Below are 20,496 nucleotides of genomic sequence, written 5' to 3'. Positions count from 1 at the left end.
CTGGTCCAGTGGCGGTCAGGCGGCTCGGAAGTCCGCGATCAATTCGGTGTAGCGTCCGCGGGAGCTGCGCCATCGGCCGGAGCGGTACCGTCGGCAGGTGCAGCCGGCGCCTTGGCATTCGCCGCTGCACCCAGGGTCTCGCCGACCTGCTGGGCGAGATCGCGAGCCAGGCCGTTCTGCCAGATCTCGGCAGCCTTCACCAGTTCGCGTGTCACGATCGGGCCGTTGTCGAGCAGTTTCTTGCCGGAATCGGAATTGTAGAAGGCGGCGATTTCATTGAGTTCCTTTTCCGAGAACACCTTTGCATAGGCGAGCGCCGCTTCCTTTTCCAGGTCGGCGCGGCGCGATGCCAAGGCCATCGCCTTCTCGTTGATCGTCTTGGCGATCAGTTCCTGCATGTCCGGGTTCTTCTGGATCAGCTGCTGCTCCAGTGCCGCGGCCGCTTGCGGCAGGATGCTGTCGAACGTATCCGTCGCATGGATCGCCGCGACGGCGGCGCGCGCCGCCTTCAAATGCGCATCGGTGACGTCCTGCGAAGACGCAGGCGACGAAAACGCGAAAACGGCCGAGGCCGCCAGAATAGCAAAAAAGCGGCCAACCCGGTTATGCAACATCATGATCGGTAAAACTCCCTGATTTTCGGGCGGCATGGACGGTTTGGATGCCGTCGCCGCCGGCTATGATGGCCGTTGATGCCAGCCCGATGAAAAGACCATGCTCGACCACGCCCGGAATGGCGTGGAGAGCATTCGAAAGCGCTCTTGTATCCGGAATGCGGCCAAAAGATGCATCGAGGATAAAATGGCCGCCGTCTGTAACAAATGGCTGGCTCCCCGTCATCCTCAATGTAACAGGGCCGGAAAGGCCAAGGTTTGCAGCCGCCGCGCCGACCGCAATTTCGGTGGCGCGCAGGCCAAACCGGTTGACTTCGATGGGCAGCGGAAAACGGCCGATCATCTCGACCATCTTGGAGCTGTCGGCGATGACGATCATGCGGGCGGAGGCCGCCGCGACGATCTTTTCGCGCAGTAGCGCGCCGCCGCCGCCCTTGACCAACGTCAGCGCCGGATCGATCTCGTCGGCGCCGTCGATGGTGAGGTCGAGCTCGGGCGTTTCCTCGAGGGTCGACAGAGGCACACCAAGCTCGTTGCAAAGGACGGCGGTGCGCTCCGAGGTCGGCACGCCGATGACCGTCAGGCCAGTGGCGACCTTGTCGGCGAGCAGCCGCACGAACTCGTCCGCTGTCGTGCCGGTGCCGATACCGAGCCGCATGCCATCCGTGACATGGGCAAGCGCTGCCCACGCGGCCTCAACCTTCAATTGCCTCGCATCCATGCCGGGTCCCAAGATTTGTTTTGGCGCTCGTAGCATTTTTGCCGGGCTGGTCAAAGGACCTTGCCCGCGGTGGATAAGCCGGCTTGCCTGAACGGGCCGCAGCGGCTATCGCCTGCCGGCAATCAAATCGTCACAGGACAGGCCATGACCCGACCGATCATCGTGTTCGACCTCGACGGGACGCTGATCGACACGGCGCCGGACCTGCTCGACAGTCTCAACCACAGCCTTGCCGCCAGCCAGCTCGCGGCCGTCGACGAAGCCGGCTTCAAGCGCTTCGTCGGCCATGGCGGCCGGGTGATGATCGAGCGCGCTCACGCAGCGCAGCATAGGTCGCTGGCAGTGGAGGAGCACGACCGCCTGCTCAAGCTGTTTCTGGACCATTACACCGTCAACATCCCCGGCAAATCGCGCCCCTACCCCGGCGTCCCCGAGGCGATCGCACGGTTCGAGGCAGCCGGTTACCTGCTGGCCATCTGCACCAATAAATACGAGGCCAATTCGGTGGCATTGATCGAGGCGCTCGGCCTGACCAGGCATTTCGCGGCGATCTGCGGTCAGGACAGTTTTCCGTTCCGCAAGCCCGACCCGCGCCATCTCACGCAGACCATCGCGCGCGCCGGCGGCGACCCGCACCGTGCACTGATGGTCGGTGATTCGCAGACCGACATCGACACGGCGAAAGCCGCCGGGATTCCGGTGGTGGCAGTCGATTTCGGCTACACCGACCGCCATGTGCGAGAGTTCGAACCGTCGGCGGTAATCTCGCATTTCGATTCTCTGACGCTCGACCTGGTACAAGGACTGATGGCCTCGGCAGAAGGCTGAAGCCGGGCATCAGGCGGACCGCAGATGCCGACCGACAAGTGGTTGACTTCGCAGGCCGGCCTCCCTTATATCGCGGCGCGCTTGGCCTTCGGGCAACGAGCGGGCGATTAGCTCAGCGGGAGAGCACACCCTTCACACGGGTGGGGTCGCAGGTTCAATCCCTGCATCGCCCACCATCTGCTTTCCTGAATCAATTCAAGCCAAGCCAGAGCGGCTAGCAGCTGCAGGTAGCCCCCTCGCCGCCAAAATTCTTTTGGGCAAAATTCAAAGCGCTGCTGTAGCTCGTATAGCTCTGGAACTGGCAAACGTTGGAGCCGGCCCGCACCTTCATCTGCTCGATATCCCAGAACGAAACCTCGATACGGTCGTCGGCGCAATAGACTGTATAGCGCTCAGGTTCCAGCGCTGCGGCTTTCTGCACAGGCATCGAAATGGCCAGGATGGAAAGTGTGAAAAGTACAAATATGATGGCATGACGCGTTTGCATGTAGACCCCCGAATGACCACCGGCACTATTATGGCCGCGATGTTGAGACGACGCATCATGATTTTAAGCAGTCGCCGTGTTCTTTCGGCGGCCATAAATCAGGTACGGACGACGTCTCCCTGTAGCGCAACGCTCCGCGATCCCGGAACAAACCTGCATGGAAACGAGTTTCTACTGATCGAGATGTGAGGGAAAGCCATGTCCAGACTTGTTTTGGCGGCCGCCGTGCTGCTTGTCGGCGGATCGGCCTTTGCCGCGGACGAAAATCCGGTGCCGCCGCAGAATGCCAAGAAGCTGTCGGAAATCATTGCTAAAGTCGAGCAGCGCGACGACTTCCGCTACATCAAGGAAATCGATTGGGACAGCGGCGCCTACACCGTCATTTATTACACGAACGACAAGGCCAAAGTCGAAATCACCTATGATCCGGTGACAACCGCGCCGAAATGAAGCTGTCCGCCAACGGTCCAGATTCTAAAGAGTGGCGCGCCTCGAAGGCCCCCGGCCTTCGGCACACCCTTGCGTAGATATGACTTTGATGGCTGACTGGGTGCTATCATTGCGCGCGGGGGTGGGCATGGCGACGGCGAAGCACCTATTGAAGCGCGTTCTGATGATGCTCGCCGGTTATTTCGTTGCGGTATTGGTGGGCTTGATCGCGGTGGCGGCGATCTATGGCGGGCTGAGCTCGCTGCCAAATGCGCCGAACTATTTCGACGTCATGGGTGTCACGCCCGTCGCGGTGCTTCTGGTGCCGCCGCTTGGTATGTTCATCTATTTTCTGACGATCGTGCTGACCGCCCTGCAGACACTGATCTTCGCACTGATTGCCGAGTTTTTCTCGCTGCGCAGTTTTTGGCTGCATATGATCTTCGGCGCCGCGGCCGCGGTTGGCGGCTTCGCCTTGATCTGGCCCAGTGTACCAGACGACACGAACCCGGAGCGTTGGGCCGATATCGGTATCATTGCCGCGGCAGGCATTGTTGCCGGCCTAGTCTATTGGCTGATCGCCGGGCGCGACGCCGGCTTCCGGCGTCCGCTGTTTCAGCGCTAGAACCGTATCTCAGCTAGCCGGCGAACGCACCGCTTCGGTGCTGTCGAGCGCCTGCTGCAGCCGTGTGTCGCGGCCGTAGACGTCGTTGAAATATTCGACGGTGCCGGACAGGTCCGGCCATGCGGTGAAATAGGCGACATAGACCGGGATCTTGCGTGTCACGTCTTCGGTCGAATGTCCGTGTTTCAGTCTGTCCTCGATGTAGTCGACCGAGGTGCCGAGAACGGCAGCCGCCATGCCGCGCGGATCCTGCAAGCGAACGCAGCCATGGCTGAGCGCGCGCACGTCGCGCTGGAAAAACGACTTCTGCGGCGTATCGTGCATGTAGATTGCATGCTTGTTGGGGAACAGTATCTTCAGCTCGCCCAGCGCATTGGCCTCGCTCGGCAGCTGGCGCACGCCGTAAGGTATCTTTGCGCCGTAGGCGCCCCAATTGACCGAGGAGGAGGGAATGCGCTTGCCGCGGGCATTGACCACCTCATAGCCGGCGCGGTCGAGGTAGCCAGGATCCCGGCGCAGCCGCGGCAACATCTCGTTGACCAGGATCGACTGCGGCACGCCCCAATAGGGATGGAAATCGACCTGCTCGATCTGGTCATAGAAGAAAGCAGTCTGGTTGGTGGGCCTGCCAACGACGGCGCGGGTCTTCAGCTTCTCCTCGCCGTCGTCGATATAGCTCGCGGTGAAAGCCGGCTGGTTGATGAAGACGCGCGGGCTGCCGAGGTCGGAAGGCAGCCAGCGCAACTCTTCGAGCGCAACCCGAACCTTCTGAATTTTGTCGGCCTTGGACGTTCCGGTCAACGATGCGACGGTACGCGGGCCGATGACGCCGTCGCCTTTCATGCCGGCCCGTTTCTGCACCGCCTTGATCACCGGCACCAGCTCCGGATCGTAGACCTGGCTGGTGGCGAGCCTCGCCAGGACCTCGCCATAGGCGCCGCCCATCTCGTCATCGAGATTGCGCGCGATCTTTGTCAAAAGCTTCGGCAGCTCGGGGCTGGTCTGCCCCGGTTTCAACAGCAGATTGGGATCGATGGTGATTTCGTCTTCGGCGCTGGCCTGGAGCGCTTCCAGTTCGACGCGCAGCGCCTGATACTCGGCGTTCTGTGGATGCCGCGATTCGAGGTAGGTGCGCACTTGCTGGGTATGGGCCAGTGTCTTCAGCACCCCTTCCATGTCGAGCGGCTTCGGCGGAAAATCGTAGTAGCCGGTCATGCGGTTGGGATCGACGCGGCCGCTTTGTGCGTCACGGGCGTAGCGCAGGACACGCGCCGACAGCGCCATCTCGAAGCGGACCAGCTCTTTCAGGCGTTCATCGGCATTGCCCGCCGATGCGCCTGCTGCCGGAACTTCGACGGTGTAGTCGGCGGGCGTCAGGCCGTAGCTCGCGGCCTCGCCCAGCACCCGCACCGCATCCTGGGCGCGGCTGCCGGGACTGGTTCCCGTCACCCAGATGAAATCCGGATTGGCCGAGTAATAGGCGATCAGCGCCTTGGCGATGTCCTTCTCGGCGTAGAGGTCATAGCCGTCGAGCCCGGCAATGGCTTCGCGGAATGCAGCCCCGGTGGCCGCCGGCTCGAATGCAGCATCCTGAGGCGTTGCCGGTTCAGGCGTTGCCGACAGTGCCGAAAAATCGACGCGCACCAGCGGATCGCTCTTGTAGGTATAATAGGACGGGCTGCTGATTTGCGCACCACCACCGCCCCCACCACCGGAAGCGGCCGGCGCCTTGGGCTTCGGCTTGTATTTTGACGGTGGCGGCGGAAAGTTACCTTTCGGCGGTGCGTGTTTGACGCCGCCGCCGAAAAGCATATCGAAGAACCCCTGCGCTTCAGCCTTCGGCGCCCCGAAGGCCAGCATTGCCGCGGCCACCGCAAACGGCAGCACGGTTGCTTTATTTCCAAGGAGTTTCATGGATCACCCGCTCCGGTTGAACCGGATCCCGTTCCGCACCGCTTTCACGGTCTCGCCCACCGCATGGCGGATGTAAGGCGTGACTACACTGATTCATACTGATTTCGTTAAGCTTCCATAAATTTCGGAACGTCTGTTGCAGAACGGTTTCACAACATCGTGACGGGTCAAGCCAATCCGCCATCGCCCCCGACCAATGGTAGTGCCCGTGAGCCAAGCCTCAAGCGTTGGCGCCGCCGTCGATGGTTAATGCCGCGCCTGTCACGAAGCGCCCTTCGGGACCGGCAAGCCAAGCGACCATGCCGGCGATCTCGTCGGCCGTGCCGAAGCGAGGCATCGCCATCTTCTGGCGCTGATGCTCGGCGTGCGGGCCGGTTGCCGGATTCATGTCGGTATCCGTCGACCCCGGATGGACGACATTGGCGGTGATGCCGCGCGGACCGAGATCGCGTGCAAAGGCCTTGGTCAGGCCAACCAAGGCAGCCTTGCTGGCCGAATAGGCGCTCAGGCCGGCGTCGGTGGCACGCTCGGCCAGATTGCTGCCGATCGAGATGATCCGGCCACCCTCGCCCATATGCGCTGCCGCCGCCTTGGCGGCGACCTCCATTGTCTCATCGAAATCGGCAAGCGACAGGACATCGATCGGCGCAGCGCGCCAGACGCCGGCGCTATTGACCAGGATGTCGAGCCGTCCGAAGGCTTTTGCTGCCTCATCGACTGCCGCCTCGATCGCCCCAGCATCGCGATTGTCGGCCTTGATGGCAAAGGCCCGGCCGCCGGCCGCCTCGATTTCCCTGACCACCGCACGCGCCCCTTCCTCGCCATTAACATAGGTGATCGCCACGCCTGCGCCGTCGGCCGCGAGCCTTCTTGCGATCGCCGCACCAATGCCGCGGCTGCCGCCGGTGACCAGGGCGGCCTTGCCGTTCAAGCCTCTGGATGACATTTGCTTCTCCATTTTGTAGTGATTGATACATAAATATCTGTCAGCCTTGCTGAACCACGTCAACTGAATTATGTATCGATCAATACAGAAGGGATGCCATGCCGGAACGAGGCCGCCCCCGCACCTTCGATCGAGCCGCCGCCTTGCGGCGTGCGATGGAAGTGTTTTGGGCCAAGGGTTATGAGGGCGCGTCGATAAGCGACCTGACCGCTGCAATGGGCATCAACTCACCCAGCCTCTATGCCGCCTTCGGCAGCAAGGAAGCGCTGTTTCTCGAGGCAACCGAGCTTTACACGCGGGTCGAGGGAACCGAGATCTGGTCCGCGCTGGAAAAGGCGCCGACTGCGCGCCAGGCGATCGAGTGGTTCCTGCGGCAGACAGCCAAGGCGTATTCGCAGACCGGTCGCCCGCAAGGCTGCCTGATCGCGCTCGGCGCTTTGCACCAGGATTCAAGCTGTGGTGCCATCTGCGATGATCTTCGCCGTCGCCGCGCCGAAAACCGCGAAGCCTTGCTGAGACGGCTCGAGCGTGGCGTGGCCGAGGGGGAGTTGCCGGCCGATTTCGACTGCGGCACGGCCGCGACCTTCTATGCGACCGTGCAGCACGGCATGTCGATCCAGGCGCGCGACGGCGCGTCGCGCTCGGCTCTTCTGGAGACGGTGGCCGGGGCAATGGCGGCTTGGATAGCGATGGCCGGCACCGGGGCGGCGTGACGATCCCCGGCAGACAAGAACAGACATTCAGATCACTACAGAGACGGCTCCAGCCTGCCCGCAACGAAGCCAACGGCACGCTCCACCACACCCTTGTCGGCGAGAATGCGGCGGTGGCCGAGCCCGTCGGCCCAGTACAGCCGCACATGGTCTCCCGCGCGCGCATAGAGCCTTGCATGATCGGCGGACACTTCGCGGTCGTCCGGCGCGTGGATCACCAGCGTCGGCAGCGGCGTGCTTGCCAGTTGGCGGTCGCCGGTGAACTCGTGCAACGGCCGGCCGGCGATGCGCTCGACCCGGTCGGCCATGGCGACCTGCGAGCGCGAGCCGACATTCAGCATGCGGCTGAAATCAGCAAAGATCGCTGGCAGGGAGCTCGGCGCGGCGATAAGCACCAGTCGCCCGGCCGCCAATCGCGGGATGTTCCTGATCGAACCAGCGACGGCATTGGCGGCAACGGCACCACCAAAGGAATGGCCGACGATGGCGGCAAACGGCCCGAACCATTCGCCGGCAACCCGTGTCGCATCGACCGCACTGACCAGGGTAAGCCGGCGGCCCTGCGACTGGCCGTGGCCCGGCAGGTCGAGCGAGACCACCTTGTAGCCGGCATCGCGATAGGCTTCGATCAATGTGCGCATGTATTCGGTGCGCGAACGCCAACCATGGATGACGAGCACGGTGCCGGCAGTTGCCCTGCCCGGCTCGGGCCGGAATTCATGCACCATGACGCAGCCGGTTCTGGTCTTTAGCCGGTGATGGCGCGCTTGGGTCATGAAATCGGCGGCGCGATCGATTGCGCGGCGCTCACCTTGGCTCAAGCTCTTTTCGTGCGGCGTGCGGCAGAACAGCTCGAATGCGGCACGCCCGGTGAGTCGCGGCGCCACATGCTCGGCCACGCCGAACGTGCCGCGGATGACCTTCAGTCCAAATGATGCCATAGTGGCGATCCATCCATTGGTTCAAGCATGAACATAATAGTTCAAACATGAACATTAAGCAAGACCTGCCCTGGGACAACCCGCGTTTTCGCAACTGGGTCGCGGTGGCGCGTGCCTGCCACGTGGTGGAACGCACCCTGGCGGTGAAGCTGGCGCCGCTCGACCTGAAGCCGGCGCAGCTCGACGTGCTGATGAACCTCTACCGCCATCCAGGCATGTCGCAGCACGACCTCGCTCGCCGCCTGCTGGTCGGCCGCTCCAACATCACCATGCTTTTGCCGCAGTTGGAGACCCGCGGCCTGCTGCGCCGCGAGGGCGACGAGAAGGACAAGCGCGTGCTGCGGCTGACGTTGACCGAGGCCGGCGAGGCACTGCTGATGCAGGCGCTGAAGGTCCACATGACGCTGATCGAAAAGGCGATGAGCCAGTCGACGCCGGAACAATGCGACATGATCGGCGAACAGATGCGCAAGGTTGCCGAGGTGTTGAAGACCGCCTGACGGCTTCACCACCAAATTCCCTCACCACCAAATTTCTTCACCACATCGATTTTTTCGCGCGCTCCGGCCATTCCTTGTCGTAGACCTCGCCGTCGATGTTCTTGCGGCTGGTGATTTCCAGGATTTGGCCGGGGGTCGGCAGCGATTTCGGGTCGACATGCCTTGCCGGATTCCACAGTTCCGACCGGTGGATGGCGCGGGCGCACTGGAAATAGACCGCATCGACCTCGACGATCGTCACCGAGCGCGCCGGCTTGCCCTCGACGGCGAACGAGGCGCAGAGCCCGGTATCGGTGGTGATGTGGGCGCGGCCATTGACGCGCAGCGTCGTGCCGGAACCCGGCACCAGGAACAGGAGCGCGACGCGCGGATCGCGAAGGATGTTCGTTAGCGAATCGGCACGGTTGTTGCCGCGCCGGTCGGGCATCATCAGCGTTTTCGGATCGTGGATGCGGACGAAGCCGGCGAGGTCGCCGCGCGGCGAGCAGTCCAGCCCTTCAGGCCCGCAGGTTGCGAGCGCAGCAAACGGCGAAGCTTCGATGAAGGCTGCGTATTCGGGAATCAGCCGGTCGAGCTCCTTGATCACCGACGCCTCGCCAGGCAGGCCATAGAGCGCTTCGAGTTGTTCGATGGTGGTGATCACGGACATGTTTTCGTCTCCAAACCTTTGCCGGCGCTACCCCAGACGCATGACGTTTTCACGACACGATGTCCTTTTGTCGGTCATCAGGAAACGGGTGTCGAGGCAACGTAAACAAGGGCAAACCGCATTACCTGCATGATCGTGCCAACGGATACGGAGACCGAAAAATGGATAAACCGCTCGGCCGGCGACGCTCCGCCATGGAACTTATTGAAAACATGTTCAATGTTGAAATGCGTTTCCTGCAATCAGGGTCGGAGAGCCTCGATGTGCTTGCCAGCGCATTTCATGCCGAGATTGTCGTGCATAAGCCGCAGTCCCTGCCCTATGCCGGTGACTGGAACGGCCTCGACGGCGTTGGCGCCCTTTTCCGCAAGATGCGGGAAATCAGGAGCGACGTGGCGGTGGAGAACCTTCAAACCGCCCAAAACGATTACATGGTGTTCATGAGCTGCACGCTTTCGCTGACATCGCGAGCCACTGGTGCAACCATCAAACAGCCGTTTGCCGAAGTCTTGCGCTTCGAGGATGACCGGCTGATCGAAGGCACGCCGTTTTATTACGACACCAGCGAGATACTGGCGATCCTGCGTTGACCGGAGAGTCCTGCAGGATCCATTCAGCGGTCGCGACTCAGCCCCTTCTCTTCCAACTCGGCGAGATAGGCGGCCCAGCGTGCATCCTTCTCATGACCCAGCGTATGCAGGTAATTCCAGGTGAAGATGCCGGTGTCGTGGAAATCGTCGAAGGTGATGCGCACGGCATAATTGCCGACCGGCTCGATCTTCAGGATCGCTACATTGCGCTTGCCGGGAACGGTGACGCGCTGTTCGGACGAATGGCCCTGCACCTCGGCCGACGGCGAGGCGACGCGCAGCAACTCGGCCGGCAATTCGAACGGCTGATGGCCTGGAAAGGTCACGGAAAGCAGCTTGCGATCCTTCGAGACCCTGAGTTCCTTCGGCGCTGTCATGTGGTGGATCCTGCGGAGAACCACCCTTCCCTACGCCGCTTCGTGTCGAGGGAAAAGGCCGCATCGAAACTTCCGACATAATCTGTCGGCGCCGGAATGTTACCGAAGATCACGAGCTTCTATCTTGAATGGCAAGTTGGCTCGTATCACATAGCCATATATAACGAAGCCGTTCACGGCCACGGGAAGCGCATAAGCATGGATATGATCGATCCTTTCGGTCGCACGATCACCTACCTGCGCGTGTCGGTCACCGACCGTTGCGATTTTCGCTGCACCTATTGCATGGCCGAGGACATGACGTTCCTGCCCAAGAAGGACCTGCTGTCGCTGGAAGAGCTCGACCGGCTCTGCGCGGTCTTCATCGAAAAGGGTGTACGCAAGCTCCGCCTCACCGGCGGAGAACCGCTGGTACGCAAGAACATCATGCATCTGGTGCGTCAGCTTTCTCGGCATCTCGAGAGCAGTGCGCTGGAAGAGCTGACGCTGACCACCAACGGCTCGCAGCTTTCACGCTTTGCCGCCGAGCTCGCCGACTGCGGCGTCAAGCGCATTAACGTCTCGCTGGATACGCTGGATGCCGACAAATTCCGCCAGATCACCCGCTGGGGCAATCTGGACAAGGTCATGGACGGCATCGACGCCGCGCAGGCGGCGGGGCTGAAGGTAAAGCTCAATGCGGTGGCCTTGAAGGACTTCAATGACGCCGAATTGCCGGAAATGCTGCGCTGGGCGCATGGCCGCGGCATGGATCTGACGGTCATCGAAACCATGCCGATGGGCGAGATCGACGCCGACCGCACCGACCAGTATTTGCCGCTGTCGCTGCTGCGCGCGGCTCTCGAACGCCAGTTCACGCTAAGCGACATTCCCTACAAGACCGGTGGCCCGGCCCGCTATGTCCAAGTCGCCGAGACCGGCGGACGGCTGGGCTTCATCACGCCGATGACGCATAATTTCTGTGAAAGCTGCAACCGGGTCCGGCTGACCTGCACCGGCACCCTTTACATGTGCCTCGGCCAGGAAGATGCCGCCGACCTGCGCGCGCCGCTGCGTGCGTCGGAAGGCAACGAGCTGGTCGCCGATGCCATCGACGAAGCAATCGGCCGCAAGCCGAAAGGGCATGACTTCATCATCGATCGCCGCACCAACCGTCCGTCGGTGTCGCGGCATATGAGCGTCACCGGCGGCTGATTTTTCGCCGATTTCGTGCAAGAATAATCGCCTTGGTATCGGCGCGAGGCAAGGCGTGCAGCGGTTTCTTGCAGTCCTGACGTTTTTCGGAGTGATGGCGGGGACCATGGCAGTCGCCGCGCCATCTACCTACACGAACAAGCGCTTCGGCACCGTCTGCACCTTTCCGGATGAAATCTTCACTCTTCGCCAGCCCGAGCCGGACAATGGCGATGGACAACAATGGCTCACTGCCGATGGCGCCAGCCTGATCTGTTCAGGTATCCTCAATATCGATGATGACACCCCGACAGCCTTCGTCTCCGCTGAGAGAGCCAGCAAGGAACCTGGCTACAAGCTCGCCTACAGCAAGACCGGCAAGGACTGGGCGGTGCTGTCGGGCATCAAAGGCGGGAACATCTTCTACGAACGCCGCCTGTTCGGAAAAGACGGTGTCATCCGCACGGTCTGGATCGACTACCCGCCAGCCCTGAAATCGAAATACGACCCGCTCGTCGGAGCCATCGCCGGCAGCCTCAGGGGACCGTGAGCATCAGGCGACGTCAGAACTTATTCGCAGCCTATTGTTTTTGCTAGCGAGTCACGGTTGTTGACGCGTGTAGTCGTATCGTACGGCAAGCCATTTCTTGCCGCTGCCATTGGCCTGGAGGAAATGCTGCTCGGCCACTTCGTGATTGTCGCCGTCCCTGGAAATGATGAAATCGGAGGCCGTGAACCGCCCTTCGACCTCGGGGCCGAACCCGACAAAACCAAGCGGCTCGAACAGCAGTGAAATCTTGCCGTCCTCCCCGCCACCAAAACTCCAGGCGGGCATGATCCCTGCCGGGAAACGGGTGTCCATGGAGACATACTTCCAGCGGCCCTCCACCCGGTCATAGCTCAAATAGGCTATCCGCTGGAAGTCTGGGACTTTCGACCCGGGCGCCGGGCGCATCACCTCCTGCATGAAGGGGCCGATCATCGTGCGCTCGGCCACCAGCCCGGTCATCACGATCGGCTGGACGCCGGGCGTTGGCCAGATCGTGTTGACGACGGTCCATTTCCCGACGCGGCGAGCGAGCTCATCCGCTTCGTGACCCGGCGTGGACATCCGTTCGACTGCCGACGCCGAAGCGTCGTTCTCGGCGAACGCAGGCGCTATCGCCATGAGGATAACCGCCAGTGCAGAAGAGAACCGGAAAGCCGACGAAACGTGCCGCCTGCTGCCTGTGCCAAGCCTGTCCGCATTGCCTCGTGCATTCATCATGGACCACCTCCCCAGACAAGATCAGAAGCCTACAATGACCAATTTGATGAATCTTGCCGAGCAAATTTGATCTCGTCGAAAAATTTTCGTCGAGCCGCAGTGTGATCGATTTGCCCTGCGAACCCATCCTTTAGAACGGCACCTTTTCGGGATCACACCCAGAAAAGGTCTTGTCCGCAAACGGTCACCGGATTTACCGCAAGCCCATTCGGGCCTAGCCTCTGCTCTGGAGCGGTTCTTCGCCCAGTGGGGGAATACGATATGCGCAAACTCATTCTTTCTCTTGCATTGCTCAACCTCGCGGCCCTACCCGCGGCGGCCCAGTCGATCGGCGGCACCTATGCCGTGGCCGGCACCAACTTCGATGGGTCGTCCTATGGTGGCGACGCGACGATCACGCTGACCAGCGAGACGACCTGCACGATCCATTGGGAGACAGGCGGCTCGTCCTCGGACGGTATCTGCATGCGGAACGACGATGCCTTCTCCGCCGGCTATGTCATGGGCAAGGCGGTTGGCCTTGTCGTCTACAAAATGCAGGAAGACGGCTCGCTGCATGGCCTGTGGACGATTGCCGGCAAGGAAGGCAACGGCACCGAGGTACTGACGCCCAAATAAGTCCTGCCGCTCTTGCGCGGCAGATGTCACGGGCCACAGAAAGGCTGTGGCCCAGCCCTTTGACGTTGCTGTTTTGCGGGTGCCTGCTAGACGCTTGCTGCAGGACTCACCCGGTAATCGCCTTGCCTCTTTCGCTAAATCTGCGCGGCGCGTTGTTCATGATGGTGGCCATGGCTGGCTTCACCCTCAACGACGCTATCACCAAATTCTCGTCGGAATCGATGAACATGGCGCAGGTCATGCTGATCCGCGGCGCCTTCGCTTCGCTTTTCGTTGGCCTGCTTGCGTGGCAACGCGGCGCGCTTGCCCGGCCAGGTTCGATGCTGCAGCCGACAGTTGCGCTGCGCGTCGCCAGCGAGGCCGGCGCCACCGTGTCGTTCCTGGTTGCTCTGGCAGATCTTCCGATCGCCAATGTCTCCGCCGTGCTGCAGGCGCTGCCGCTGGCGGTGACGATGGGCGCCGCGCTTGTGTTCAACGAGGGCGTCGGCTGGCGGCGCTGGCTGGCTATTGCCGTCGGTTTTGCCGGCGTGCTGATCATCGTGCGGCCGGGCTTCGAAGGGTTCAGCGTCTTTTCTCTGCTGGCGCTGGCCAGCGTCGCATGCTGTGCGGTGCGCGATCTCGCCACCAAGCGGATACCGCAGGCAATTCCGACATTGCTGGTGTCGACCGCTACCGCGCTTGCCATGACAGTTCTGGGCGCGGCACTGCTTTCGCCGATGGGCGGCTGGACGCCCATGACAGGAAAAAGCACGGCGTTCCTGGCGCTGGCGGCGGTGCTTGTGCTCATCGGCTACCAGTTCATCATCACGGCCATGCGGGTGGGCGATATCTCCTTCATCGCGCCGTTCCGCTACACCGCCCTGCTCTGGTCGATCCTGCTTGGCTTCACAGTCTTCGGCGATGTCCCCGATCTGCCGATGATCCTCGGTGCCACGATCATCATCGCGTCAGGCCTCTATGCACTCTACCGCGAACGGATCGTCGGCCGGCAAAAGACGGCTGCCGAAAGCGCTGGACCGGACATGGCGCCGGACGGCATATAGGCGTGACCGTCGACGACCGTCTGATTTGAAAACTGGATTTTGGTCATTGGGTCTAGGCAGCAAACGATGGGCCGACATATCGCAGGGATCATTCTGGCCGGCGGCCGGTCGAGCCGGATGGGCGGCGGCGACAAGACCCTGCTTGCGCTTGGCGACGGTACTCTGCTCGACCGTGTCGTTTCGCGCCTTGGCCCACAGGTCGGACCGCTTGCGCTTAGCGCCAATGGCGATCCAGCACGGTTTGCCGCGACGGGGCTTCCGGTGCTTGCCGATACCGTCAAAGGTTATGCCGGGCCGCTTGCCGGGATCCTGACCGGTCTCGAATGGGCTTCCGACACGACTTGCCAGGCGCTGGTCACGGCTGCCGGCGATACGCCTTTCCTGCCCAGGGACATGGTCGAGCGGCTGCTCGCAGCAGCCTATGCACGCCCGGGCTCTATCGCGGTCGCCTGTTCCGGCGGCAAACGACATCCGACCTTTGCACTCTGGCCGCTAGGGTTAGATCAGGCCTTGCGACAATTTCTCGTCGAGGAAGACAACCGGCGCGTTGCGGCGTTCATCGACCGGCACGGTTTTGTCGAGGTGGAATTTCCCATCCTGAAATCCGGCGGGGCCGAGATCGATCCGTTCTTCAACATCAACACTCCCGACGACCTTGCCCAGGCCGCGCATCTGTTGCAGAGCATCGGGCCATGAAAAGACGTATCTTCGGCATCACCGGCTGGAAGAACTCCGGCAAGACGACATTGACCGAAAAGCTGGTGGCCGAACTCGTCCGGCGCGGCTGGAAAGTGTCGACGGTAAAACACGCCCATCATGATTTCGACATCGACAAACCCGGAGCGGACAGCTTTCGCCACCGGCAGGCGGGAGCGATGGAGGTCGCGGTCGTGTCGGGCAGGCGCTGGGCGCTGATGCACGAATTGCGCGGCGAGGACGAGCCGACGCTAGACGCGATCCTGTCACGGCTGACACCCTCCGATATCGTGCTGGTCGAGGGTTACAAGCGCGAGGCGCACAAGAAAATCGAGACGCGACGGCTCGAGGCCAAGGACCGGACACCACTCTCGGCAGGCGATCCACACATTGTCGCCATCGCCTCCGACTTCCCCATTGTCGGCGTAGACCTGCCGGCCTTCGATCTCGACGACACGAATTCGATAGCTGACTTCATCGAGCGCGCCACCGGCCTGTCGCGCTGAAGATGCGGCAGAAGACAGTTTCCGCCCACTTACTTTCCAATTTAGGCGTCTGACCCAGCGTCATCGCTTTCTGACCATGACCTTCCCTCAAGCGACGGTTTTGCAGTTGCTTTTTCTTGGGAAAGAATGGGAGTATCGCGCCAGCGGGCGGTCAAAAGCACCGCCCACAGAGCCGTTCGGGAACGACGGCCGGGACCAACAGAGAGGACCATTATGCGTATTGCACTGCGTATCGCGCTCGCCGCATCGGCTGCGCTGCTGACGCTTGGCGTTGCCCAGGCCCAGGAAAAAACCTTGAGGATCGGCACCGAGGGAGCCTATCCCCCATTCAACAACCTCACCGCCGACGGCCAGCTCGTAGGCTTCGATATCGACATTGCCAAGGCGCTCTGCGACGAGATGAAGGTGAAGTGCACCTTTGTCGCGCAGGACTGGGACGGCATCATTCCAGCCCTTCAGGCAGGCAAGTTCGACGCCATCGTCGCGTCGATGTCGATCACGCCGGAACGCGCCGAGAAGGTCGACTTCACCCACAAATATTACAATACGCCGCCGGCGATCGCCGCGCCCAAGGACACTGACATCAAGGGTGTCACTAAGGAAGATTTGGCCGGCAAGACGATCGGCGTGCAAGCGTCCACCACGCATTTCAACTATTCGACCAAGACTTATACCGACAGCACCGTCAAGCCGTATCCGACCGCGCAGGAATACCAGCTCGATCTGGCCAATGGCAGGCTCGATGCCGCCAATGACGACGTCGTCGTGCTGCAGCAATGGCTGGATTCGCCGGACGGTGCCTGCTGCAAGCTGGTCGGCACAATCCAGCCGGTTATCGAAATCCACGGTCCGGGCGCCGGCATTGCCGTGCGCAAGGGCGAGACCGATCTGGTCAACCAGTTCAATGCGGCGATCGACGCCATCCGCGCGAACGGAAAGTACAAGGAAATCAACGACAAGTACTTCAAATTCGACGTCTATGGCGGCGAGTCCTGATCGACCGACATAGGACGACGTGAACGGCGGGAGATTCCCGCCGTTCTTATAAGGATGCCGCGCACGAGGGGTGACGCGGTTTGGGTCTCAAAAAGCTTTAAGGAGAACAGGCAGGCGGATGCAGAGCGCACTGACGCTTCTCAGTTGGGGACCCGAAGGCTGGCTCGACGACATCGCCGCGGGTGTGTTTGTCACGGTATGTCTTGCGCTGGCCACTCTGCCCTTCGGGCTGACGCTCGGCTTTTTCGTGGCGCTGGCCAAACAGTCGGAAGAGCCCTCGCTGAGACTGGCCGGGAACATCTACACCACGATTTTTCGCGGAATACCCGAGCTGCTCACACTGTTTCTGATCTTCTTCGGCATCCCATTGATCCTGCAGTACATTGTCCGGCTAGTGAGCCCCGGAACGTCCGCCGACGTCAACAGCTTCGTCGCCGGCATGATCGCGCTGTGCTTCATTTTTTCCTCTTATTCCAGCGAGGTGTTTTTATCCGCGTTCCGCGCGATTCCAAAAGGGCAATATGAGGGAGGCTATTCAGTTGGCCTGTCCAGCGGCCAGACGATGCGGCTGATCGTGCTGCCGCAGTTGATCCGCATAGCGTTGCCCGGACTTGCAAATCTCTGGCTTATCCTGCTCAAGGACACCGCCCTCGTCTCGGCAGTCGGCCTCAACGAGATCCTCCGGCAGAGTGGGGTTGCCGCTCGCGTCACCAAGCATGCCTTCCTGTTTTATGGTTTTGCCGGCCTGATTTATCTCCTGCTGGCGATCGTCTCCTCCTTCGGCATCAATGCGATCGAACGAGCGGTCGGCGGCAGCGAGGTCAAGAGATGAGCCTGGCCACCGACACGCTGAAGGTCGACCGGCCGCCGCCGCCCGCACGCGGCTGGTCGCGCCAACGCATCCTCGGCCATGTTCTGGTCGGCCTGTGGATCGCACTCGGCATTGGCATGGTTGTCTACCTGGTCGCTGCGTGGAACCCGGAGTTCTTCCAGAAATATGCACCCGGTTACATATCCGGCCTCGGCATCACCCTGTTGCTGGTTGCCATCTCGATTGTGCTTGGTGCGATCCTGTCTGTGCCGATCGCCTATGCACGCATGTCGAAGAACCCGATCCTTTCGGGGTTCGCCTATGCCTATGTCTATTTCTTTCGCGGCACGCCGCTGTTGGCGCAGACCTTTCTGGTCTACTACGGGTTGGGCTCCTTCCGGCCGGAGCTCGAGATGGTCGGCCTGTGGGGCTTCTTCCGCGAGGCGTTCAACTGCGCGATCTTCGCCTTTTCGCTGAATACGGCCGCGTACCAGGCCGAGATTTTGCGTGGCGCGATCGAGAGCGTGCCGAGGGGCCAATGGGAAGGTGCCGCCTCGCTCGGCCTGCACAAACTGCAGACGATGTGGAAAATCATCCTGCCGCAGGCGCTGATTGTGGCGCTGCGCCCCTATGGCAACGAGATCATCCTGATGATCAAGGGCTCGGCAATCGTCGCCATCATCACGGTCTACGATTTGATGGGCATAACCCGGCTCACCTATGCGCGCACCTTCGACTTTCAGTCGTATATCTGGGCGGCGATCATCTATCTGATCATCGTCGAAACATTGCGCCACGGCGTCGAGTGGATCGAACGCCGCATCACCATCCATCTGCACCGCTGACTCCCATCGCCTTGCCTGATCCGGTAAGAAGACCGCAAAGCAGGCTTCTAAGGGATTCGAAAACATGGCTTCGGTGGCATTTCTCGGTCTTGGCGTCATGGGCTATCCGATGGCCGGGCATCTCAAGAACAAGGGTGGTCACGACGTCACCGTCTACAACCGCACCAGGGCCAAGGCCGAGCAGTGGATTGCCCAGCATGGCGGCAGCTTCGCTGCGACGCCAGCGGAGGCGGCCGAGGGCAAGGACTTCGTCTTTTCCTGCGTCGGCAATGACGACGATCTGCGCTCGGTAACGACCGGCGCCGGAGGCGCCTTCAATTCCATGAAGAAAGGCGCCGTCTTCGTCGACAACACCACGGCATCGGCCGAGGTCGCGCGCGAACTGGCGCAGCAGGCGCAAGCGCTCGGGTTTGCGTTCCTCGACGCCCCGGTCTCCGGCGGTCAGGCAGGCGCCGAGAACGGCATGCTGACCGTGATGGTCGGCGGCGAGCCCGACGCCTTCGACAGGGCCAAACCGGTCGTAGATGCTTATGCCCGCATGGTCGGATTGATGGGATCGGCCGGGGCTGGCCAGCTCACCAAGATGATCAACCAGATCTGCATCGCCGGCCTCGTTCAGGGCCTGGCCGAGGGCATCCATTTCGGCAAGCAGGCCGGGCTCGACATCGAAAAGGTCATCGAGGTGATTTCCAAGGGCGCCGCTGGTTCCTGGCAGATGGAGAACCGCCACAAGACAATGAATGCCGGCAAATATGATTTCGGCTTCGCCATCGACTGGATGCGCAAGGATCTTGGCATCTGCCTTGCCGAGGCCGACCGCAACGGCGCCAAACTGCCGGTGACGGCACTTGTCGACCAGTTCTACAAGGACGTGCAGGCGATGGGCGGCAAGCGCTGGGACACGTCCTCGCTGCTGGCAAGGCTGGAGAAGTAGGTTCGCCGTGGCCGAGCTTTCGCCTCAATCCAGCGCCGACGAAATCGTCGCTCATCTGCGCTCGATTGGCTCGGAGGAAAATCGCCTTGGCATGCTGCGCTACGGCATCAAGATCGAACGTGCGCTCGGTATCTCGCATGGCGTGCAGCGGCAGATTGCCAAGAAAATCAAGCGCAACCATGAGCGTGCCTTCGAGCTTTGGCAGACAGGCATCATGGAGGCGCAGTTCATTGCTTCCGTGACAGCCGATCCGGAGCGGTTCTCCGCCGCGGATGCAAGACGATGGGCGGCGACTTTCGATTCCTGGGATATCGTCGACGGGGTCTCCGACCTCTTTGTCGATTCGGATTGCTGGAAGGAATTGATCGCCGAATTCGCGGTCGACGAACGGGAATTCGTTCGGCGCACGGCTTTTGCGATGATGGCCTGGTCGGTGGTTCACCGGAAGAAGGAACCCGAGACGACCTTCCTCGAATTTCTGTCGATCATCGACGCGCATGCGACCGACGGCCGCAACTTTGTGAAGAAGGCTGTGAACTGGGCACTTCGTTCGATCGGCAAGCGATCGATGAATTTGCACGGCCCTGCCCTTGCCCTGGCGCAAAAACTGGCAGCCTCGACGGACAAGACTGCACGCTGGATCGGCAAGGACGCCGTGAAGGAACTTTCCGATGCCAAGACGCTCGAACGGCTCGCCACCAGAAAAGCTTGACCTGAGCGAAGTGCGCTTCACGGAGGTGACGCAATCGACGCGCGCCGATTTCGAAAACCTGTTCGAGCAACCCGGCGGGCCGAAATACTGCTGGTGTATGGCTTGGCGCAATCTCGACCGCCGCGAGCATGTCGAGAACGTCGAGAAGAAACGCGCGATGATGGCGCTGATCGACGCCGGCACGCCGGTCGGCATTGTCGCCCAGAACGATGGCCGGACCGTCGGCTGGTGCTCGGTCGCGCCGCGCGAGACCTACCGCAAGCTGTCACGGCAGCAGGACGACCGCGAGGCGGGGATCTGGTCGATCGTCTGCTTCTTTGTGCCTAGAGCGTTGCGCGGCGGCGGGCTGGCGAGCGCATTGCTTGATGCAGCCATCGATCACGCCTTTGCCAAAGGCGCCACGACGATCGAGGCCTATCCGGTCGACCAGGCGTCGCCGAGCTACAGCTTTATGGGTTTTCGGGACATGTTCGCCGCACGCGGCTTTCGCGAGATCGGCATGACCGGCTCGCGCCGGCATGTGATGCGGCTTGAACGTTGACCTTGGCGACAGCGGCAGCT

Annotated in this window: 26 protein-coding genes, 1 tRNA gene and 1 pseudogene; 19 read left to right on the top strand and 9 right to left on the bottom strand. The window is 61.5% G+C overall.

Annotation, left to right across the window (positions count from 1 at the left end):
- Positions 1 to 38 precede the first annotated feature (38 nt).
- Both NKH23_RS25160 and rpiA read right to left on the bottom strand, forming a co-directional pair.
- Positions 39 to 617 carry a DUF2059 domain-containing protein gene (locus NKH23_RS25160; RefSeq protein ID WP_352568635.1) on the bottom strand — a complete coding sequence of 193 codons (579 nt, stop codon included), beginning with the start codon at positions 615 to 617 and terminating at the stop codon, positions 39 to 41.
- Positions 604 to 1,335 carry a ribose-5-phosphate isomerase RpiA gene (rpiA, locus tag NKH23_RS25155; protein WP_353026084.1) on the bottom strand — a complete coding sequence of 244 codons (732 nt, stop codon included), beginning with the start codon at positions 1,333 to 1,335 and terminating at the stop codon, positions 604 to 606. Before rpiA ends, NKH23_RS25160 begins: the two co-directional genes overlap by 14 nt.
- A 144-nt stretch (positions 1,336 to 1,479) precedes the next feature.
- Between rpiA and NKH23_RS25150 the strand changes: the two genes are divergently transcribed.
- Both NKH23_RS25150 and NKH23_RS25145 read left to right on the top strand, forming a co-directional pair.
- Entirely contained in the window at positions 1,480 to 2,163 is a 684-nt protein-coding gene (locus tag NKH23_RS25150; protein WP_352719463.1) for a phosphoglycolate phosphatase, read from the top strand.
- A 101-nt stretch (positions 2,164 to 2,264) separates the two neighbouring features.
- Positions 2,265 to 2,339 (top strand) — tRNA-Val (locus NKH23_RS25145).
- Positions 2,340 to 2,377: 38 nt separating this feature from the next.
- Here NKH23_RS25145 and NKH23_RS25140 read toward each other — a convergent pair.
- Positions 2,378 to 2,590 (bottom strand): hypothetical protein, encoded by a 213-nt coding sequence (locus NKH23_RS25140; RefSeq protein WP_352466207.1) that lies wholly within the window; start codon positions 2,588 to 2,590, stop codon positions 2,378 to 2,380.
- Between the two features lie 258 nt (positions 2,591 to 2,848).
- Here NKH23_RS25140 and NKH23_RS25135 point away from each other — a divergent pair, with 258 nt between their 5' ends.
- Both NKH23_RS25135 and NKH23_RS25130 read left to right on the top strand, forming a co-directional pair.
- Positions 2,849 to 3,100 (top strand): PepSY domain-containing protein, encoded by a 252-nt coding sequence (locus NKH23_RS25135; RefSeq protein WP_292653589.1) that lies wholly within the window; start codon positions 2,849 to 2,851, stop codon positions 3,098 to 3,100.
- A gap of 127 nt (positions 3,101 to 3,227) precedes the next feature.
- A complete protein-coding gene (locus tag NKH23_RS25130; protein ID WP_352977213.1) occupies positions 3,228 to 3,704 on the top strand; it encodes a hypothetical protein in 477 nt (158 codons plus the stop codon).
- Positions 3,705 to 3,713: 9 nt separating this feature from the next.
- On the opposite strand, the gene NKH23_RS25125 is transcribed toward NKH23_RS25130, so the two are convergent.
- Complete coding sequence (locus NKH23_RS25125; protein ID WP_352977212.1) at positions 3,714 to 5,618, bottom strand: L,D-transpeptidase family protein; 1,905 nt, start codon at positions 5,616 to 5,618, stop codon at positions 3,714 to 3,716.
- A 220-nt stretch (positions 5,619 to 5,838) separates the two neighbouring features.
- On the bottom strand, positions 5,839 to 6,564 hold the full coding sequence (locus tag NKH23_RS25120; RefSeq protein ID WP_352977211.1) for an SDR family oxidoreductase: 726 nt from the start codon (positions 6,562 to 6,564) through the stop codon (positions 5,839 to 5,841).
- A 98-nt stretch (positions 6,565 to 6,662) separates the two neighbouring features.
- On the opposite strand from NKH23_RS25120, the gene NKH23_RS25115 reads away from it, so the two are divergent.
- Positions 6,663 to 7,277, top strand: a complete 615-nt coding sequence (locus tag NKH23_RS25115) for a TetR/AcrR family transcriptional regulator (RefSeq protein ID WP_352466210.1) — start codon at positions 6,663 to 6,665, stop codon at positions 7,275 to 7,277.
- Positions 7,278 to 7,312: 35 nt separating this feature from the next.
- Here the strand turns inward: NKH23_RS25115 and NKH23_RS25110 are convergent, their stop codons facing one another.
- Positions 7,313 to 8,218 (bottom strand): alpha/beta hydrolase, encoded by a 906-nt coding sequence (locus NKH23_RS25110; protein WP_352977210.1) that lies wholly within the window; start codon positions 8,216 to 8,218, stop codon positions 7,313 to 7,315.
- A 47-nt stretch (positions 8,219 to 8,265) separates the two neighbouring features.
- Between NKH23_RS25110 and NKH23_RS25105 the strand changes: the two genes are divergently transcribed.
- A complete protein-coding gene (locus NKH23_RS25105; RefSeq protein WP_352466212.1) occupies positions 8,266 to 8,718 on the top strand; it encodes a MarR family winged helix-turn-helix transcriptional regulator in 453 nt (150 codons plus the stop codon).
- Positions 8,719 to 8,755: 37 nt separating this feature from the next.
- On the opposite strand, the gene NKH23_RS25100 is transcribed toward NKH23_RS25105, so the two are convergent.
- Entirely contained in the window at positions 8,756 to 9,367 is a 612-nt protein-coding gene (locus tag NKH23_RS25100; protein ID WP_352977209.1) for a pyridoxamine 5'-phosphate oxidase family protein, read from the bottom strand.
- A 161-nt stretch (positions 9,368 to 9,528) separates the two neighbouring features.
- On the opposite strand from NKH23_RS25100, the gene NKH23_RS25095 reads away from it, so the two are divergent.
- The gene (locus NKH23_RS25095) at positions 9,529 to 9,957 is read left to right on the top strand and encodes a nuclear transport factor 2 family protein (RefSeq protein ID WP_353035526.1); all 429 of its coding nucleotides are present in this window, start codon (positions 9,529 to 9,531) and stop codon (positions 9,955 to 9,957) included.
- 23 nt (positions 9,958 to 9,980) lie between these two features.
- Here the strand turns inward: NKH23_RS25095 and NKH23_RS25090 are convergent, their stop codons facing one another.
- Entirely contained in the window at positions 9,981 to 10,334 is a 354-nt protein-coding gene (locus NKH23_RS25090; RefSeq protein WP_352977207.1) for a gamma-butyrobetaine hydroxylase family protein, read from the bottom strand.
- 198 nt (positions 10,335 to 10,532) lie between these two features.
- On the opposite strand from NKH23_RS25090, the gene moaA reads away from it, so the two are divergent.
- Positions 10,533 to 11,528 carry a GTP 3',8-cyclase MoaA gene (gene moaA, locus NKH23_RS25085; protein ID WP_352977206.1) on the top strand — a complete coding sequence of 332 codons (996 nt, stop codon included), beginning with the start codon at positions 10,533 to 10,535 and terminating at the stop codon, positions 11,526 to 11,528.
- Between the two features lie 106 nt (positions 11,529 to 11,634).
- Positions 11,635 to 12,057, top strand: coding sequence for a hypothetical protein (locus NKH23_RS25080; RefSeq protein ID WP_352977205.1), 423 nt, complete (start codon positions 11,635 to 11,637; stop codon positions 12,055 to 12,057).
- A 51-nt stretch (positions 12,058 to 12,108) separates the two neighbouring features.
- Here the strand turns inward: NKH23_RS25080 and NKH23_RS25075 are convergent, their stop codons facing one another.
- Positions 12,109 to 12,774 (bottom strand): hypothetical protein, encoded by a 666-nt coding sequence (locus tag NKH23_RS25075; protein WP_352719454.1) that lies wholly within the window; start codon positions 12,772 to 12,774, stop codon positions 12,109 to 12,111.
- 261 nt (positions 12,775 to 13,035) lie between these two features.
- On the opposite strand from NKH23_RS25075, the gene NKH23_RS25070 reads away from it, so the two are divergent.
- From NKH23_RS25070 to NKH23_RS25025, 10 genes and pseudogenes are all read left to right on the top strand, one after another.
- Positions 13,036 to 13,392 (top strand): hypothetical protein, encoded by a 357-nt coding sequence (locus NKH23_RS25070; protein ID WP_352719453.1) that lies wholly within the window; start codon positions 13,036 to 13,038, stop codon positions 13,390 to 13,392.
- A gap of 122 nt (positions 13,393 to 13,514) precedes the next feature.
- Positions 13,515 to 14,435, top strand: a complete 921-nt coding sequence (locus NKH23_RS25065; protein ID WP_352719452.1) for a DMT family transporter — start codon at positions 13,515 to 13,517, stop codon at positions 14,433 to 14,435.
- Between the two features lie 66 nt (positions 14,436 to 14,501).
- A complete protein-coding gene (gene mobA / locus NKH23_RS25060) occupies positions 14,502 to 15,131 on the top strand; it encodes a molybdenum cofactor guanylyltransferase MobA (protein ID WP_352719451.1) in 630 nt (209 codons plus the stop codon).
- A complete protein-coding gene (gene mobB, locus NKH23_RS25055) occupies positions 15,128 to 15,637 on the top strand; it encodes a molybdopterin-guanine dinucleotide biosynthesis protein B (RefSeq protein ID WP_352977204.1) in 510 nt (169 codons plus the stop codon). The genes mobA and mobB overlap by 4 nt, the downstream gene beginning before the upstream one ends.
- A 213-nt stretch (positions 15,638 to 15,850) precedes the next feature.
- A complete protein-coding gene (locus tag NKH23_RS25050) occupies positions 15,851 to 16,633 on the top strand; it encodes an ABC transporter substrate-binding protein (RefSeq protein ID WP_292653573.1) in 783 nt (260 codons plus the stop codon).
- 118 nt (positions 16,634 to 16,751) lie between these two features.
- Positions 16,752 to 17,465, top strand: coding sequence for an ABC transporter permease (locus NKH23_RS25045; RefSeq protein ID WP_023675013.1), 714 nt, complete (start codon positions 16,752 to 16,754; stop codon positions 17,463 to 17,465).
- Positions 17,462 to 18,289, top strand: coding sequence for an ABC transporter permease (locus NKH23_RS25040; RefSeq protein WP_352502421.1), 828 nt, complete (start codon positions 17,462 to 17,464; stop codon positions 18,287 to 18,289). Before NKH23_RS25045 ends, NKH23_RS25040 begins: the two co-directional genes overlap by 4 nt.
- A 58-nt stretch (positions 18,290 to 18,347) precedes the next feature.
- A pseudogene (locus tag NKH23_RS25035) lies at positions 18,348 to 19,223 on the top strand (NAD(P)-dependent oxidoreductase); the annotation flags it as partial.
- Between the two features lie 7 nt (positions 19,224 to 19,230).
- Positions 19,231 to 19,935 carry a DNA alkylation repair protein gene (locus tag NKH23_RS25030; RefSeq protein WP_352719448.1) on the top strand — a complete coding sequence of 235 codons (705 nt, stop codon included), beginning with the start codon at positions 19,231 to 19,233 and terminating at the stop codon, positions 19,933 to 19,935.
- Positions 19,895 to 20,476, top strand: a complete 582-nt coding sequence (locus NKH23_RS25025; RefSeq protein ID WP_352491299.1) for a GNAT family N-acetyltransferase — start codon at positions 19,895 to 19,897, stop codon at positions 20,474 to 20,476. Before NKH23_RS25030 ends, NKH23_RS25025 begins: the two co-directional genes overlap by 41 nt.
- Positions 20,477 to 20,496: the final 20 nt, after the last annotated feature.

The sequence above is a fragment of the Mesorhizobium sp. M1328 genome, assembly GCF_040318075.1.
GTDB lineage: Bacteria > Pseudomonadota > Alphaproteobacteria > Rhizobiales > Rhizobiaceae > Mesorhizobium.
Note: the sequence above shows the minus strand (reverse complement) of the source record. Positions and strands in the feature narration are given on the sequence as shown.